We start from the raw sequence: 16,296 nt of genomic DNA, 5'->3' as shown, positions 1-16,296 counted from the left end.
GTGGCGGGGCGGACACGGCGAAGGGACGGAGGCCGTCCGCCTCCGTCCCTTCGCCGTGTATCCCGTCGCGCCCGGTCTATTCGGCCTTCGCCGACGCCGACGTCTTCTTCGCGGCGGTCTTCTTCGCCGCCGCCGTCTTGGCCGTCGTCGTCTTCTTCGCGGCGGTCTTCTTCGCCGCCGTCTTCTTGGCGGTGGTCGCCTTCTTCGCGGGCGCCTTCTTCGCCGGGGCCTTCTTGGCGGTCTTCTTCGCCGGCCCCTTGGCCCGCTTCTCGGCGAGCAGCTCGTAGCCGCGCTCGGGCGTGATCGTCTCCACGCTGTCGCCGGTCCGCAGCGTCGCGTTCGTCTCGCCGTCCGTCACGTACGGGCCGAACCGCCCGTCCTTGACGACCACGGGCTTCTCGCTGACCGGGTCGGTGCCCAGCTCCTTCAGCGGCGGCTTGGCCGCGGCCCGGCCCCGCTGCTTCGGCTGCGCGTAGATCGCGAGCGCCTCTTCCAGCGTGATCGTGAAGAGCTGCTCCTCGTCGGTGAGCGACCGCGAGTCCGTGCCCTTCTTCAGGTACGGGCCGTAGCGGCCGTTCTGCGCGGTGATCTCGACGCCCTCGGCGTCCGTGCCGACGACCCGCGGGAGGGACATGAGCCGGAGCGCGTCCTCCAGGGTGACGGTGTCGAGGGACATCGACTTGAAGAGGGAGGCCGTGCGCGGCTTCACCGCGTTCTTGCCGGTCTTCGGGGTGCCCTCGGGCAGGATCTCCGTCACGTACGGGCCGTAGCGGCCGTCCTTGGCGACGATCTGGTGGCCGCTGACCGGGTCGGTGCCCAGCTCGAAGTCGCCGCTCGGCCTGGCGAGCAGTTCCTCCGCCAGCTCGACGGTCAGCTCGTCGGGCGCCAGGTCGTCGGACACGTCCGCCTTCTGGTAGCCCTCCTGGTCCTTCTCGCCGCGCTCGATGTACGCGCCGTACTTGCCGACGCGGAGCACGATGCCGTTGCCGACGGGGAAGGAGGAGATCTCCCGGGCGTCGATCGCGCCGAGGTCGGTCACGAGCTCCTTGAGGCCGCCGAGGTGGTCGCCGTCGCCGTTCCCGGCGTCCGCCGCGCCACCGGATGCGGCCGAACCGCCCCCGGTCTCACCGAAGTAGAAGCGCCGCAGCCACGGCACGGACTGGGCCTCGCCGCGCGCGATGCGGTCGAGGTCGTCCTCCATGCGGGCGGTGAAGTCGTAGTCGACGAGCCGCCCGAAGTGCTTCTCCAGGAGGTTGACGACGGCGAAGCTCAGGAAGGACGGGACGAGCGCCGTGCCCTTCTTGAAGACGTAGCCGCGGTCGAGGATGGTGCCGATGATCGAGGCGTACGTCGACGGGCGGCCGATCTCGCGCTCTTCCAGCTCCTTGACCAGCGAGGCCTCGGTGTAGCGGGCGGGCGGCTTGGTCGCGTGGCCGTCCGCCGTGATCTCCTCGGCGGACAGGGCGTCGCCCTCGGCGACCTGCGGCAGGCGCCGCTCGCGGTCGTCCAGCTCCGCGTTCGGGTCGTCGGCCCCCTCCACGTACGCCTTCATGAAGCCGTGGAAGGTGATCGTCTTGCCGGACGCGCTGAACTCGGCGTCACGGCCGTCGGACGCCCGGCCGCCGATCTTCACGGTGACCGAGTTCCCGGTCGCGTCCTTCATCTGGGAGGCGACGGTCCGCTTCCAGATCAGCTCGTACAGCTTGAACTGGTCGCCGGTCAGACCGGTCTCCGCCGGGGTGCGGAAGCGGTCGCCCGAGGGCCGGATCGCCTCGTGCGCCTCCTGCGCGTTCTTGACCTTGCCCGCGTGGACGCGCGGCTTCTCCGGCAGGTAGTCGGCGCCGTACAGCTGCGTGACCTGGGCCCGGGCCGCCGAGACGGCGGTGTCGGAGAGGGTCGTGGAGTCCGTACGCATGTAGGTGATGAAGCCGTTCTCGTACAGCTTCTGCGCCACCTGCATGGTCGCCTTCGCACCGAAGCCCAGCTTGCGGCTCGCCTCCTGCTGGAGGGTGGTGGTGCGGAAGGGCGCGTACGGGGAGCGGCGGTACGGCTTCGACTCGACCGAGCGCACGGAGAACGCGGTGCCGGCGAGCGCGGCGGCGAGCGCCCGCGCGTCCGTCTCGTCCAGGTGGAGCACGTTCGCGCTCTTCAGCCGCCCGTCGGAGCCGAAGTCACGGCCCTGCGCGACGCGCCTGCCGTCGACGGTCGCGAGGCGCGCGACCAGCGAGGACGGGTCGGAGGCGTCACCGGTGCGGCCCGTGCCGAAGGTGCCGGTGAGGTCCCAGTACTCGGCGGAACGGAAGGCGATGCGCTCGCGCTCGCGCTCGACGACGAGCCGGGTGGCGACGGACTGCACGCGGCCGGCGGAGAGCCGGGGCATGACCTTCTTCCACAGGACCGGCGAGACCTCGTAGCCGTACAGGCGGTCGAGGATGCGGCGGGTCTCCTGGGCGTCGACCATGCGCTGGTTCAGCTCGCGCGGGTTGGCGACGGCCTCGCGGATGGCGTCCTTGGTGATCTCGTGGAAGACCATCCGGTGGACCGGGACCTTGGGCTTCAGGACCTCGCGGAGGTGCCACGCGATGGCCTCGCCCTCGCGGTCCTCATCGGTGGCGAGGTACAGCTCGTCGGAGTCGGCGAGCAGCTCCTTGAGCTTCCTGACCTGCGCCTTCTTGTCGGCGTTGACGACGTAGATGGGCTGGAAGTCGTGCTCGACGTCGACTCCGAGGCGGCGCACCTCGCCGGTGTACTTCTCGGGCACCTCGGCGGCGCCGCTGGGGAGGTCGCGGATGTGCCCGACGCTCGCCTCGACGACATAGCCGGGGCCGAGGTAGCCCTTGATCGTCTTCGCCTTGGCAGGCGACTCGACGATGACGAGTCGGCGGCCGCCGTGTGCGGTCTCGCTGGTCGGGGACAACTTCGCTCTTCTCTCCGGTTCGGCTCTCTCTGGGCACGTACGGGGCGCACGCACGGGACGCGTACGGGGCACGTACGGCGCCGGCACGCACGGCAGCGGCACGGACGGTGTCGCTCCCGTCGCTGCGGAGTGTGACGGTACAACCCGCCCCCGTGTCAAACGGCGAAAGCCCGCAACGGCCACTCGAACGGTAACCCGAGTCCTGGCATTCCTGCCGCCCGGACTCCCGGTCCGGCGGGGCGGAAGGAACCGCGTCCCTCCCGGCCGGAGGGGCCCGGAGGTGTCCGGAACGGGTTCGGGAGCGGGGCCGGGGCGGGTGCGGCGGCGAGGACGGGGGCCCGGAGGCGGGGCCGGGCGGGAAGGTCAGAGGCGGCCGAAGCACCAGACGCCGAGGACGAGGGAGAGGAAGCCGAAGAGGCTCGTCAGCACGACCGCGACGCGCGGGGCGACCCCGTGCGCGACGGGTTCGCGGTGGAGGGACCGCAGGGTGGTCCACAACAGCAGCGCGCCCCCGAACAGCGTGAACGCCGTTCCCGCGAAGATCGCCGGCCCGCTCTCCATCCCCGTACCCCGTTCCGTTCGCGTGCGGTGTCCCGCCCCCCGGGAGCGAGGCTGACACCCCCGGAAGACGCGGGTGCGAATTCCGGATGAACGGCGCGGGCCCTTCCCCCGGGGGCTTCCCGAAGATGGCCGGTAGTGGCCTTCTCCACGCCCGGGGTCCCTCCGTCCGCCCCGCCCCCACCCGGCGCCTCCTCCCCCGCTCCCCCGCCTGTCGCCCATGTCACTTCCTTCGCGTCGCCGGACGCGACGGGCCGTCCGGTCCGCGACGGCGTTCGGTGGCGGGGCGAAGGCGGGACGAAGGCGCGGCGAAGGCGGTACGGGAACGGTACGGGCCGGGGGCCGCGGCGACGGCTGTCGGCACCGGGCGGGGTGGCGGCGTGGCGGGGTGGCGGCGTGGCGGCGTGGCGGCGTGGCGGCGTGGCGGCGTGGCGGCGAGAACGTGCCATCGTGTGCGCGGGAGGCGGAAGCCCCGGGGACGGCGTTCCCGGCGGGACGGAAGCGTCCGTCGGCGTCACCCCGTTTCCGGTCCGGGAGGACGCGAGGGGAACCCGGGGAAATGGCCCGACCAGCGGTGTTGCGACGGGTGGCGGCGCGGCGGTCCCGCCGGGCGGCACACGGCGGCGAGCCGTCCCGCCGACGGCCACGGCAGGGGGCCACGACGAAAACGGAACACGTCGGCCGGGCCCCGTACGATCCGGGGCGGGGGCCGGGGGCGGGGCCTCCGGCCGGGCCGGGTCGGGTCGTGCCTGCCGAACGCCGGCCCCTCCCCGGGACGTCCCGGCCCGCGTCAGGCGTCCTCTTCCCCGGTCCCTTCGCCGACGGGCAGCAGGAAGCCCTCCTCCACGAGGAGCCGGATCGCCTGCGGGGTGCGGTCCCGCAGCAGGACCGGGTCCTCACCGGTCAACTGCCCGATGGCGTCGAGGATGCGGCCCGCGCTGAGGGTTCCGTCGCAGACCCCGGCGAATCCGGCGCCCACGTGGTCCACCCGGGTCGCACGGCGCATGCCCCGGTTCTGCCGGAGCACGACGTGTTCCGGGTCCTCCGCGCCCGGCAGCCCGACCTGTTCCTGGAGCACCTCGGGCGCGAGCGTGAACCGGTCGGCGAGGAGGGCGGCGTCGTCGCGGGTCCGCAGGTAGTCCTGGCGCTCGAAGTGGGCGCGGACGGTGGGGCCGAGGGGCTGTTCGACCGGGTGCGGCCACTCCTCGATGACGATCGAGGGTTCGACCTCGCCGGAGGCCACGGCTCCGTTCCGCCGGATCGTGATCCAGCCGAAGCCCACCGCGCGCGTCCCGCGGGCCTCGAACTCGTCGAGCCAGCGGTCGTACGCGGCCCGGTACGCCGCCGGATCGCCCCGGTGGTCGCCGCTGTCCCGCAGCCACAGTTCGGCGTACTGGGTGACGTCCTGGACCTCCCGCTGCACGATCCAGGCGTCGCAGCCGCGCGGCACCCAGGAACGCAGCCGGTCCTGCCACTCCTCACCGTCCACGTGCTGCCAGTTGGCCAGGAACTGGGCGTAACCGCCGTCGTTGAGCCGCTCGCCCGCCTCCTGCACGAGCGTCCGGCACAGGTCGTCGCCGCCCATCCCGCCGTCCCGGTAGGTGAGCCGGGCTCCGGGGGAGATCACGAACGGCGGGTTGGAGACGATCAGGTCGTACGTCTCGCCCTCGACCGGCTCGAAGAGGGAGCCCGCGACCAGCTCGGCCTCCTGGGCCCCCGAGAGGGCGAGGGTGAGCCGGGTGAAGTCCAGGGCTCGCGGGTTGAGGTCGGTGGCGGTGACCCGGGTGGCGTGCTGGGCGGCGTGCAGCGCCTGGATGCCGGAGCCGGTGCCGAGGTCGAGCGCGGAGGAGACCGGCGTGCGGACGGTGATGCCGGCGAGGGTGGTGGAGGCGCCGCCGACGCCGAGGACGACGCCCTCGTCCTTCTGCCCGATGCCACCGGCACCGCCCACGGCACACCCCAGGTCGGAGACGATGAACCAGTCCTCACCGGCGGGCCCGCCGTACGGCCGGATGTCGACGGTGGCGCGCACGGTGTCGTCCTGGCGGACCACCCAGCCGTCGGCGACGGCCTCGTCCAGCGGGAGGGCGACGGCCGCGCGGGCCCGTTCGACGGGTTCCTGGAGCAGGAAGAGCCGGACGAGGGTCTCCAGCGGGGAGTCGCCGCGGGTGGCCCGCAGGGCCGGCACGGTCTCGCTGCGGGCGAGCGCCGCGTAGGCGGGGGCACCGAGCAGGTCGAGCAGGCCGTCCGCGGTGAAGGCGGCGGCGAGCAGCGCCTCGCGCAGACGGTCGGCGTGCGCGGGCACCGGGAGGCGGGAAGACAGGCTGGTCGTACTCACCGCTCCATTGTGACGGCCGCCACCGGCATCCGGGCGGGCGACCCGGCGGCGAAGGGCGGATCACCCCCGGGCCCACCGTTCCGGCCCCGGGGCGCGGAGCCCGAAGGCTCAGGAGCTACGGGAGGGTTGCGGGGGCCCGGTGCCCGGAGGCCCGGAAGCTCGATGCCCGAGGGCTCAAGGCCCCGGCGGCCCGAGGCCCCGGTGGCCCGGTGCTGGTGGTCCGACGCCGACGGTCCGACGCCGACGGTCCGGCGCCGACGGTCCGGCGCCGACGGTCCGGCGGCCCGGGCGAGGGCCCGTCGGCCGCCTACTCGGTCTTGGCGTCCGGGCTCTCCCCGTCCGGCTTCGCGGACGGCTCCCCGGCGGGCCGGGAAGCCCCGGCGTCGGCGGTGGCGCCGGCTCCCGGAGCGGCGGAACCGGAGGACTTCGGCGGGGTGGAGGCCGTGGGCTTCTGACAACCGGGCTGCTTGGCCATCGCCTTGCCCAGCTCGCCCCCCTCCAGCTTGGACAGGGCGTTCTGGTCCATCTTCTCGATCTTGGTCAGGCCGTTGGCGACGCCCTGGAGGCCGTCCGCGAACTTCTGCTGGTTCGTCGGGTCGAGCGCGTCGACCTGCTTCTTGAGCCCCTCGTACGCCACGGCGGTGTCGTTGAGCTCCTTCATGGCGTCCTGCTTGACCTTCTCGCCGTTCTCGACCGGCGGGGCGCCTGAGCTCTCGACGGCCTTGGCGAGGGCCCGGTCGGCGTCGGCGATGTCCTGGAACGCCTTCGAGTCGGCGGCCTGGATGTCGGCGGGCTTGCTGTCGGCCGCCGTCGAGATGATGATCTGGTGGGCGTCGGCCCGCTTCTGGATCTGGGGCTTCGCCCGGTCGCAGAACGACTTCGCCCAGTCGTCCACCTTGTTGCCCTCGTCGTCGCTGCAACCCGACAGCGCGAGCACCAGTACCGCGCCGCCGGACAGTGCGGCCGCAAGCTTCTTGTTCACCGGATCGGTCCCTTCCAAGGCTCTCGGCCCCGGAACATACACGCCGAACGGGCGACTTCCACCTTTCGTACGACTGGTTACTGCCGTATTGAAGCCTTTTGAACCAAGGGAGAGGCCTCTCACGCACCCCTCGCGGTCCTGCGGAATGAGACGGACGACACGTCAGAACACCCCTGCGAAGAGCTTCTTGGGACGGGGCCGGGCGGGCGTCGGTACGCGGCGGCGGCCGGGGCAGGCACCCGCGTACGGGCGAGCCGTCGTCGTTCTGCTTCGCCCGCGGCGAAGGAGGCGGCCTCGTCACTCCCGGGAGGGAAACGCACGCCGCCGTGGGCCGGCCGCCTCCCCCGGGCGGGCGGCCCGTCGCCGGAAAGGGCCCGTCTTCAAAGAAAAAGGGTCCGTCTTCAAGGAAAACGAAAGGGGCCCCGCTCGGCGGGGCCCCTCCGTCACTGCCGCTGCCACTCCCGGGGTCCGCGCGGCACCCCGGTCAGGACAGGACGCCCACCGGGCTCACCGGCCAGGTCATCCGGATGGTGCCGCCGTCCGCCCCGGCGCTCACCTCGACGTCGTCGACGAGCCCACGGATCACCGCGAGGCCCATCTCGTCCTCACCGTCGGCGTCGTCGAATTCCTCGGCCGGCGCCGCGGACCGCGCGCCGGGAACCCCGACGGCATCGGCCGCCGCCACTCCCGCGCCCGGCACCTCGTCGCCGACCTCGATGGAGAACGTCTTCTCCTCCTCGGTCAGAACGACCCGGATGGGGGTCGTGACGTCGTTGCTGCGATGCAGTCCGACGGCACGGGAACACGCCTCGCCCACGGCGAGGCGCACCTCGTCGAGGGCCGCCTCGTCCACCCCCGCCCGGCGCGCCACCGCGGCCGCCACCAGGCGGGCCGTCCGGACGTGCTCGGGCTGAGCGCTGAAACGGAGTTCAACGGTGGCCATGCGAACCCCCTGGGCTCAGTCGACGGCGTTGACGGCCTCGTCGACCGAGGTGTGGATCGGGAACACCTTGGTGAGACCCGTGATCCGGAAAATCTTCAGAATGCGCTCCTGGTTGCAGACCAGACGCAGCGAGCCCTCGTGGGCCCGCACGCGCTTCAGGCCGCCGACGAGCACGCCGAGGCCGGTGGAGTCGAGGAAGTCCACGCCCTCCATGTCGACGACCAGGTGGTAACTGCCGTCGTTCACCAACTCGACCAACTGCTCGCGCAGCTTGGGCGCGGTATACACATCAATCTCGCCACCGACCTCGACGACCGTACGGTCACCGCCAGCACCGGTCACATTGCGAGTCGACAGGGACAGGTCCACGGATCCTCCAGCACCTTGCTATCGGGCGATCATCCTCTCGGGTCTCCGGGACGGAGCCGAGGAACGGATCGCCAGCCGCGATGGCATTCAATCACTTACCAGCAGCCATGCACGACGCCTTGGAAGCATTGTCCGTCATGGCAGTGACACACTCGATGCCAATGCCCAGGAATCACCGATCCACTCGCCCCGCCGAGGACAAAGGCGGCCGCCCTTCTCCCGGCCTGGTCCTCGACCGGCTCTCCTCGGGTGAGAGCCGGGCCGCGCGCATCACTCATACGGAGCACATGCCCGCCCGGGCGGGCCGTCATGCGGTCTGGCCGCACCGCATCCGCCCGGAGGTGATCGCCGCGATCGAGGAGGCCGGGATCGAGCACCCCTGGGCCCATCAGGCGGAGGCCGCCGAGCACGCCCTCGACGGCGAATCCGTGGTGATCGCCACCGGTACCGCCTCGGGCAAGTCGCTCGCCTACCTCGCCCCGGTCCTCACGACCCTCCTGGACGGCTCCGAGGCCCCCAACGGCCGGGGGGCGACCGCCCTGTACCTCGCTCCCACCAAGGCCCTCGCCGCCGACCAGCGGCGCGCCGTGCGGGAGCTGTCCGCCCCGCTCGGCCATCGCGTCCGCCCCGCCGTCTACGACGGCGACACACCGGTGGAGGAACGCGAATGGGTCCGGCAGTACGCGAACTACGTGCTGACCAATCCCGACATGCTGCACCGGGGCATCCTCCCCTCCCATCCCCGGTGGTCCTCCTTCCTCCGTGCCCTGCGCTACGTCGTCGTCGACGAGTGCCACACCTACCGGGGCGTCTTCGGCTCCCACGTCGCCCAGGTGCTGCGGCGCCTGCGGCGGATCTGCGCCCGGTACGGCTCCGAACCGGTCTTCCTCCTCGCCTCGGCCACCTCCGCCGACCCCGCCCGGACCGCCGGCCGCCTCACCGGCCTTCCGGTCACCGAGGTCTCCGACGACGCCTCCCCCCGGGGCGAGCTGGTCTTTGCCCTGTGGGAGCCGCCGCTGACCGAGCTGCACGGCGAGCGCGGCGCCCCCGTGCGCCGCACCGCCACCGCCGAGACCGCCGACCTGCTGACCGACCTGACCCGGCAGGGCGTCCGCTCGGTCGCCTTCGTCCGGTCCCGGCGGGGCGCCGAACTGATCTCGGTGATCGCCCAGGAACGACTGGCCGAGACCGACCGCGCCCTGTCCCGCCGCGTCGCCGCCTATCGCGGCGGTTACCTGCCCGAGGAGCGCCGCGCCCTGGAGCGCGCCCTGCACTCCGGGGAACTCCTCGGCCTGGCCGCCACGACCGCCCTGGAACTGGGCGTGGACGTCTCCGGCCTGGACGCCGTCCTGATCGCGGGCTACCCGGGCACCCGGGCGTCCCTGTGGCAGCAGGCGGGCCGTGCCGGCCGCTCCGGAGAGGGAGCCCTCGCGATCATGGTCGCCCGGGACGACCCACTGGACACCTTCCTGGTCCATCATCCGGAGGCGATCTTCGACCAGCCGGTCGAGTCGACCGTCCTGGACCCCGACAACCCCTACGTCCTCGCCCCCCATCTGTGCGCCGCGGCCGCCGAGCTGCCGCTGACCGAACCGGACCTGGCCCTCTTCGGCCCGGCTGTCCCCGACCTGCTGCCCCAGCTGGAGGCGGCCGGCCTGCTGCGCCGTCGCTCCACCGGCTGGTACTGGACCCGCCGCGAGCGCGCCGCCGACCTCACCGACATCCGGGGCGGCGGCGGCAGCCCCGTCCGCATCGTGGAGGCCGGGACCGGCCGCCTCCTCGGCACGGTCGACGAGGCCGCTTCCCACACCGCCGTCCACGAGGGCGCCGTCCACCTCCACCAGGGCCGCACCTACCTGGTGCGGGAACTCGACCTCGAGGACTCCGTGGCCCTCGTGGAGGAGGCCGTCCCGCCGTACTCCACCACCGCCCGCGACACCACCTCCCTCTCCGTGCTCGACACCGAGGCCGAGATCCCCTGGGGGGCCGGCCGCCTCTGCTACGGCTCCGTCGAGGTCACCAACCAGGTCGTCTCCTTCCTCCGCCGCCGGCTGATCACGGGCGAGGTGCTGGGCGAGACCAAGCTCGACCTGCCGCCCCGCACCCTGCGCACCCGGGCCGTGTGGTGGACGGTCACCGAGGACCAGCTCGACGCCGCCCGGATCAACCCGGAGATCCTCGGCGGCGCCCTGCACGCCGCCGAGCACGCCTCCATCGGCATGCTGCCGCTCTTCGCCACCTGCGACCGCTGGGACATCGGAGGCGTCTCCGTACCGCTCCACCCCGACACCCTGCTCCCCACCGTCTTCGTGTACGACGGGCACCCGGGCGGTGCGGGCTTCGCCGAGCGGGCCTTCCACACGGCCCGCGCCTGGCTGACCGCGACCCGGGAGGCCATCGCCTCGTGCGAGTGCGAGGCGGGCTGCCCCTCCTGCATCCAGTCGCCGAAGTGCGGCAACGGGAACGACCCCCTCCACAAACGCGGCGCGATCCGCCTCCTCACGGAGTTCCTCCGGGAGGCCCCGGGCGGTCCGGAGAGCCCGGGAGATCCAGGTGACCCGGCTGGTCCGGGACACCCGCGGGAGCCGGGGGGACCGGCACGGCCGGGGGGCCGGGAGTAACCAGAGGGTCCGGAACGGCCGGGAGGTCCGGAGCGGCCGGAGGGCCCGGGAGCCCCAGCGGTTCCAGGGGCTCCGGCGGTGCCGCCGGGCCCGGAAGCGCCGCCGGGCGGGACTCCGACGGGCCCGCCCGGGACCTGACCTCCGGCCGGTACGGACCGCGTACGACGCGCGCGGTCACCTCGGCCAGCTCGCCCCGCACCGCACACCGCACCAGTTCGGCCCCCTGTGCGCCGGCCACCCGGGAAGCGGCGGCACACGCCTCTTCCTCCCCCCGGAGAGCGCGGTCGGCGGCGGCGAGGGCAGCCATGTCGGCGGCCCCGCCCGCCCGGTGTCTGGCCGCCACCGCCTGTCCCAGCGCGAGCACCGTCCCGAACACCACGCACAGCGCACAGGCCGCGAACGCCGTCCACACGGTCGCCGCGCCCCGGTCACCGGCACGGGCACGGCTCCGGTCCCGGTGCCGAACCCGGATGCCGATGCGAATGCGGATACGAATGCGGACACGCCCGCCGTCCCGTTCACCGGTCGTCACGAGCGGCCTCCGCCCCGGGGCCGCCGGGCCGGGGAACCCCGAACTCCGCTCCTTCGCCCTCCACCGGCTCCACGGTCTCCACCGGCTCCGTGTCCTCCGCCAGCGCCGCCGCGTCCGCCCGCAGGGTGAGGCCCAGGCCGCGAGGCCCCGGGGCCCTGGCCTCCACGGTCACCCGCCACAGTTCCCCCGCCCGGATCACCGACACCCGGGCGCCCTCGGGCGCGGCGGCCCGCGCGGCTCCCTCGGCGGAGGCCACCGGTTCCGAGCGGGCCGCCATCCGCGCTCCCGCCCGCGCCGCGTCCACGCACCGGATCTGCGCGGCGGCCGCGGCCAGGGCCCAGAGCAGGGTCACCGTGAACAGTGCCAGGACGGGCAGGACCATCGCCGCCTCCACGGTCACGAAGCCCCGGTCGGAGGAGCTCCGGTCAGAACGGCGCATCGAGGGCCTTCCCGATCACCGATTCCAGGGCTCCCGAGACCGCTCCGCTGGTCACGATCTTGTAGAGCACCGCGGCGAACGCCGCCGCGGCGATCGTCCCCACCGCGTATTCGGACGTGGTCATCCCCGTGTCACGACGCGCCGCTTCCCGTCGTGCCCGCCACCAGCCGCCGACCCGCGCCCTGACCGTCGTCGCCGTCACTGTCGTCGTCACCGTTGCCATGCCGTTCTCCTCGTCCCGTTTCGTCTCGTCGTGTTCGTCGTGTTCGTCGTGTTCGTCGTGTTCGTCTTGTCCGGACGTCATGTCCGTCGTCGTGTGCGTCTCGTGCTCATCGGTCCAGCAGGCCCGTCGCGAGGCCGATCACCACCGGGGCGACCCCCACCGCCAGGAAGGCGGGCAGGAAACAGAGCCCCACGGGCGCGCTGATCAGGACCTGCGCCCGGCGTGCTCTCGCGGCCGCCGTACGGGAGCGGGCCGCTCGCAGCGCGGTGGCGTACCGGGCCACGGCCTCCGCCGAGGGGGCTCCCGAGGAACTCGTCCGCTCCATGCAGCGGGCGAGTCCCGCAGCGCCCGGTATCGCGCCGAACCTCCGCCACACCTCGGCCGGCTCACCGCCCAGGTGCAGTTCGGCAGCCGTGCGGGTGAGGCGCGCTCCGAGTGGGCCACCCAGCGACCGGCCCACAGCCTCCGCCGCCTCTCCGGGGCCGGCACCCGAAGCGGCACACGCCGCCAGCAGGTCCGCCGCCAGCGGAAGGTGGCGCACCGCCTCCTCCCCGTCCGACGCCCCCGATGTCCGCGGTCGAGGAATCCGGCCGCGTACCCCGCAGGCCAGCAGAGCCCCGGCGCCCGGGCCGGCGATCCCGCCGAAGAGGGCCCAGCCGAGTCCGGCCGCCGCGAACGGCACCGCCCAGTGCCCCACCCACGGCGGCACCCCCGCCCGGACCCGTCGAAGACGCGGGGACGGCATCCCCAGGAGGCTCCTCACCCGTCGGCGTGTCCGGCGCGCCCGCACCTCGCGCAGCACCTCCCGGACGCCCCGCGCGCACAGGTACACCACCACCGTCATGAGCACCACGGGCCCGGTGCCGTCCGCCGTCATGCCCGTTCCCCTCCCCGTACGATCCGCGCGGCCCACCACAGTCCGGCCGCCTCCAGAGCGCCGCCCACGGCCAGACAGCCCAGGCCCGCCGGGGTGTGGAGCAGGACGCGCAGCGGTTCGGCGCCGAGTGCCGATCCGAGGGCGAGTCCCGCCGCCGGGAGCAGCGCGAGGACGGCCACCGTGGCCCAGGCTCCGGCCAGCTCGGCCCGCAGCCGCTCGCGCTGCTCGTGGTGGCCCCGCAGGGCCCCCTCCAGGCGGTCGAGTCCGGCGGCCAGGCCCGCGCCGCCGTCCACGGCCACCTGCCAGCAGGCCGCCATGCCCGCGAGGCCGTCGGCCCCGTCCTGCCGGGCCGCTCTCCGCAGCGCCTCCGGTACGTCTCCGCCGAACCGCGCCGCCGCGAGCACCCCCGCCTCCTCTCCGCCCAGGGCACCCGTCTCCCGGGCCGCGAAGGACAGCGCCTGTGCCGGTTGCCACCCGGCCCTCAGCTCCCCGACGACCGCCCCGCACAGGGCGACCACCCGTTCGGCCCGTGCTTCGCGTTCCCTCCGCAGAGCGGCGGCCCGCAGACGCCGCCCGACCAGGGGCACCGCGAGCGCTCCCGCCACCAGGGGCAGCGGCGACTCGCCGAGCAGGGCGAGGGCCCCGGCGAACGGCAGACACAGCCACGCGCGCCGTTCCCTCAGCAGGGCCCACCGCCGTACGGCCGCCGCCCGCCAGGCCACGCCCCTGCCGGTGCCCTCCGGCATTCCATCCGCCAGCACCGACCTCACCCGGCCCGTTCCGCGCCGCCGCTCGGCCGCCCACCACAGGGCGAGGCCCGCGCAGAACACCGCCGCACCGCGCGTCGGCTCCAGTACCGTCGTCACCGCGCTCCCCCTCCGATCAGCGAGTCCAGCCGTCCCCAGCCCCGCTCCCGCTCGAACCCGGACGCACTCCAGCGCAGTGCGGGAACCGTCCGGACCAGCCCGTCCCGGTCGCGTTCCAGGACGTGGATCTCGGCGATCCGCCGCCGGCCGTCCCGGTCCCGTGCGAGGTGGAGCACCGCCGAGAGCCCGGCGCCCAACTGGCTGTGCAGCGCGGCCCGGTCGAGTCCGGCCGCCGTGCCCAGCGCTTCGAGCCGTGCCGGAACGTCCGCCGCCGTATTGGCGTGGAGGGTTCCGCACCCGCCCTCGTGGCCCGTGTTGAGGGCCGCGAGGAGGTCCACGGCCTCCCCGCCCCTCACCTCGCCGACCACCAACCGGTCGGGTCTCATCCGCAGTGCCTGCCGGACCAGGTCCCGCAGGGTGACGAGTCCGGCGCCCTCCTGGTTGGCGGGCCGCGCCTCGAGACGCACCACGTGCGGGTGGTCCGGCCGCAACTCGGCCGAGTCCTCGGCGAGCACGATCCGTTCCCGTTCCCCGACCAGTCCCAGCAGGGAGGCGAGGAGCGTGGTCTTCCCCGTTCCCGTGCCGCCGCTGACGAGGTACGACACCCGGGAGTCGATCAGGGCCCGCAGGACCGGGGAGCCGCCGGGCGGCACCGTGCCCGCCGCGGCCAGTTCCTCCAGGGTGAAGGCGCGCGGGCGGACCACCCGGAGCGACAGGCAGGTCGAGCCGACCGCCACCGGCGGCAGCACCGCGTGCATACGGGTGCCGTCGGGAAGCCGGGCGTCCACCCAGGGCCGGGCGTCGTCGAGTCTGCGTCCGGCGACGGCCGCGAGCCGCTGCGCGAGCCTGCGCACGGCGGCGGCGTCGGGGAAGGACACCGGGGCCCGTTCGAGACCGGCTCCCCGGTCCACCCACACCAGATCGGGTGCGGAGACCAGGACGTCGGTGACCGCCGGGTCGGCGAGCAGTGGTTCCAGCGGGCCGGTACCGATCAGCTCGCACCGCAGCTCCTCCGCGGCCCCGAGGACTTCCGCGTCACCGAGCAGCCGGCCCTGGGCCCGCAGCGCGGCCGCGACCCGGGCCGGGGTGGGCTCGGCCCCGCTCGCCGCGAGCCGCTGTCGCACGGCGTCGAGGAGGCCCGCCCCGCCGCTCTCGCCCCAGGTCCCGGTCATGCCGCACCGCCGGGCGCGAGCGCACGCTCCCAGAAGGCGGTGCAGAACCGGCCGAGCGGCCCCCGGGGTTCGGCGCCCGGGGGAACCCCGGCGTCCTGGTCCGCCACGATTCCCGGGTCGTGGGGGAGTTCTCCGGCGAGGGGCAGTCTCAGCGCGTCGGCGATCCACCGCTCGTCGAGTCCCCCCGCGTACGGGCCGCGCACCACGGCCCTCAGGTCGCGCACGGTCACGCCGAGGACGGACGCCATCCGGTGGGCCGCCGCGACGGCCCTCAATTCCCCGGGGACCACGAGCAGCCCGAGGTCGAGCTGGGCCATGGCCTCGACGGTCGACTCGTCGCCGCCGCGCGGCAGGTCGACCACGACGACCCCGCCGCGGCGGCGTGCGGCGGCGAGCACGGACCGTACGGCCACGGGCGGCACCGGCGTCGTGGGGTCCCTTCCCCAGCTGAGCACCCGGACTCCCCGCACGGAGGGCAGGGATTCCTCCAGGGCGCCTCCCGCCAGCCGGCCCTTCGAGGCCGCGAAGTCGGACCAGCGTCTGCCCTCCTCGCGCTCGCCTCCGAGCAGCACGTCGAGACCGCCGCCCAACGGGTCGCCGTCGACGAGCAGGGTGCGCCGTCCGGCCCGGGCGGCGGCGAGGGCGAGGGCGCAGGCCAGGGTGGAGGCACCCGCTCCTCCCCGTCCTCCGGCGACGCCGACGGTCAGCGCCTGCCGGCCCGCCCCCTCGGCCGCGTCGGCGATGCGGTCGACGAGAAGGCTCTCGGCGTCCGGGAGCCGCAGCACGCACTCCGCGCCGATCTCGACGGCCAGCCGCCACATCCCCGGATCGTCCCGTTCACGGCCGACGAGGACGACTCCGGGCCGCCGCACGGCCCCCCGGCACCGGGCCGCGGAGTCGTCGCCCACCAGGACGAGGGGCGGGTCCGTCCAGTTCGTCCGCCGTTCGGGCACCCGGTGGTGCACTTCGGGGTCGACCCCGGCCGCCGCGCAGAGCCGGAGGAGGTCGTCGAGCAGGCCGAGGTCCTCGGTGACGATCAGCGGTCCGGCCCGGCGCGCCTCGCCGGCCTCCGGGGACTCCGTGCCGCCTACTCCCGCGTCCCGGGCTCGCACGGCTCTCCCCGCCGTGCCGCGCGCCTCCGTCGAAGCCGCTCCGTCCGGCGCCGGGCCCGGTGGAGAGCCCCACCCCGTGGTCCCGGTCCTCCTGGTCCCGGCGCCGGAAGTCCTGGATGCCCCCATGGCACACGCTCCTCTGGTGATTCCTGCCGTCCGCGAACTTCGCGACAGGAATCACCGTGGGGCCGCCCCGGAAATCATGGGGACCTCGCCGAAAAACTGTGGATAAGGGCGGCCCTGTGAATAACTTCGCCACCCTGCCGGAACCTGCCCGGAACGCAGCAAGTCAGTTACTCTGAGTGAGTATTCAAGGCCGCGCCACCCTCTCGTCCGATCCGCGGCCG

13 protein-coding genes and 1 pseudogene are annotated in these 16,296 nt (G+C 74.1%); 1 reads left to right on the top strand and 13 read right to left on the bottom strand.

Going from position 1 to position 16,296, the window contains the following annotated elements; translation table 11 throughout:
- Positions 1 to 76 precede the first annotated feature (76 nt).
- The 6 genes from topA to ACZ3IL_RS11530 form a co-directional block, all read right to left on the bottom strand.
- On the bottom strand, positions 77 to 2,917 hold the full coding sequence (topA, locus tag ACZ3IL_RS11555) for a type I DNA topoisomerase (RefSeq protein ID WP_467389011.1): 2,841 nt from the start codon (positions 2,915 to 2,917) through the stop codon (positions 77 to 79).
- Between the two features lie 363 nt (positions 2,918 to 3,280).
- Positions 3,281 to 3,478: a hypothetical protein gene (locus ACZ3IL_RS11550; protein ID WP_467389009.1), complete on the bottom strand. Its 198-nt coding sequence runs from the start codon at positions 3,476 to 3,478 to the stop codon at positions 3,281 to 3,283.
- A gap of 787 nt (positions 3,479 to 4,265) precedes the next feature.
- Positions 4,266 to 5,813, bottom strand: coding sequence for a DUF7059 domain-containing protein (locus ACZ3IL_RS11545; RefSeq protein ID WP_467389007.1), 1,548 nt, complete (start codon positions 5,811 to 5,813; stop codon positions 4,266 to 4,268).
- Positions 5,814 to 6,120: 307 nt separating this feature from the next.
- Positions 6,121 to 6,795, bottom strand: coding sequence for a small secreted protein (locus ACZ3IL_RS11540; RefSeq protein WP_467389005.1), 675 nt, complete (start codon positions 6,793 to 6,795; stop codon positions 6,121 to 6,123).
- Positions 6,796 to 7,279: 484 nt separating this feature from the next.
- Entirely contained in the window at positions 7,280 to 7,738 is a 459-nt protein-coding gene (locus ACZ3IL_RS11535) for an ATP-binding protein (RefSeq protein WP_467389003.1), read from the bottom strand.
- Between the two features lie 15 nt (positions 7,739 to 7,753).
- A complete protein-coding gene (locus ACZ3IL_RS11530; protein WP_056569340.1) occupies positions 7,754 to 8,107 on the bottom strand; it encodes an STAS domain-containing protein in 354 nt (117 codons plus the stop codon).
- Positions 8,108 to 8,187: 80 nt separating this feature from the next.
- On the opposite strand from ACZ3IL_RS11530, the gene ACZ3IL_RS11525 reads away from it, so the two are divergent.
- Positions 8,188 to 10,728 carry a DEAD/DEAH box helicase gene (locus ACZ3IL_RS11525; protein ID WP_467389000.1) on the top strand — a complete coding sequence of 847 codons (2,541 nt, stop codon included), beginning with the start codon at positions 8,188 to 8,190 and terminating at the stop codon, positions 10,726 to 10,728.
- A 178-nt stretch (positions 10,729 to 10,906) separates the two neighbouring features.
- On the opposite strand, the pseudogene ACZ3IL_RS11520 reads toward ACZ3IL_RS11525, so the two are convergent.
- The 7 genes and pseudogenes from ACZ3IL_RS11520 to ssd form a co-directional block, all read right to left on the bottom strand.
- A pseudogene (locus ACZ3IL_RS11520) lies at positions 10,907 to 11,104 on the bottom strand (Rv3654c family TadE-like protein); the annotation flags it as partial.
- 142 nt (positions 11,105 to 11,246) lie between these two features.
- Complete coding sequence (locus ACZ3IL_RS11515; RefSeq protein ID WP_467388998.1) at positions 11,247 to 11,699, bottom strand: TadE family type IV pilus minor pilin; 453 nt, start codon at positions 11,697 to 11,699, stop codon at positions 11,247 to 11,249.
- Complete coding sequence (locus ACZ3IL_RS11510; protein ID WP_467389298.1) at positions 11,686 to 11,922, bottom strand: DUF4244 domain-containing protein; 237 nt, start codon at positions 11,920 to 11,922, stop codon at positions 11,686 to 11,688. The genes ACZ3IL_RS11515 and ACZ3IL_RS11510 overlap by 14 nt, the downstream gene beginning before the upstream one ends.
- A gap of 106 nt (positions 11,923 to 12,028) precedes the next feature.
- On the bottom strand, positions 12,029 to 12,799 hold the full coding sequence (locus ACZ3IL_RS11505; RefSeq protein WP_467388996.1) for a type II secretion system F family protein: 771 nt from the start codon (positions 12,797 to 12,799) through the stop codon (positions 12,029 to 12,031).
- Positions 12,796 to 13,665 carry a type II secretion system F family protein gene (locus ACZ3IL_RS11500; protein ID WP_467388994.1) on the bottom strand — a complete coding sequence of 290 codons (870 nt, stop codon included), beginning with the start codon at positions 13,663 to 13,665 and terminating at the stop codon, positions 12,796 to 12,798. The genes ACZ3IL_RS11505 and ACZ3IL_RS11500 overlap by 4 nt, the downstream gene beginning before the upstream one ends.
- Positions 13,662 to 14,837, bottom strand: coding sequence for a TadA family conjugal transfer-associated ATPase (locus ACZ3IL_RS11495; protein WP_467388992.1), 1,176 nt, complete (start codon positions 14,835 to 14,837; stop codon positions 13,662 to 13,664). Before ACZ3IL_RS11495 ends, ACZ3IL_RS11500 begins: the two co-directional genes overlap by 4 nt.
- Complete coding sequence (gene ssd, locus ACZ3IL_RS11490) at positions 14,834 to 15,949, bottom strand: septum site-determining protein Ssd (protein WP_467388990.1); 1,116 nt, start codon at positions 15,947 to 15,949, stop codon at positions 14,834 to 14,836. Before ssd ends, ACZ3IL_RS11495 begins: the two co-directional genes overlap by 4 nt.
- Positions 15,950 to 16,296 lie beyond the last annotated feature (347 nt).

It is taken from the genome of Streptomyces sp. NPDC014907 (assembly GCF_055562975.1).
The sequence above is the reverse complement of the archived record's forward strand: the minus strand, read 5'-3'. Positions and strand labels throughout refer to the sequence as shown.

Excerpts from the sequence above, each read along its gene's own strand:
- ACZ3IL_RS11510 (WP_467389298.1), bottom strand. The coding sequence starts at position 11,922 with ATGGCAACGGTGACGACGACAGTGACGGCGACGACGGTCAGGGCGCGG.
- ACZ3IL_RS11495 (WP_467388992.1), bottom strand. The coding sequence starts at position 14,837 with ATGACCGGGACCTGGGGCGAGAGCGGCGGGGCGGGCCTCCTCGACGCC.
- ACZ3IL_RS11515 (WP_467388998.1), bottom strand. The coding sequence starts at position 11,699 with ATGCGCCGTTCTGACCGGAGCTCCTCCGACCGGGGCTTCGTGACCGTG.
- ACZ3IL_RS11535 (WP_467389003.1), bottom strand. The coding sequence starts at position 7,738 with ATGGCCACCGTTGAACTCCGTTTCAGCGCTCAGCCCGAGCACGTCCGG.
- ACZ3IL_RS11525 (WP_467389000.1), top strand. The coding sequence starts at position 8,188 with ATGGCATTCAATCACTTACCAGCAGCCATGCACGACGCCTTGGAAGCA.
- ACZ3IL_RS11550 (WP_467389009.1), bottom strand. The coding sequence starts at position 3,478 with ATGGAGAGCGGGCCGGCGATCTTCGCGGGAACGGCGTTCACGCTGTTC.
- ACZ3IL_RS11505 (WP_467388996.1), bottom strand. The coding sequence starts at position 12,799 with ATGACGGCGGACGGCACCGGGCCCGTGGTGCTCATGACGGTGGTGGTG.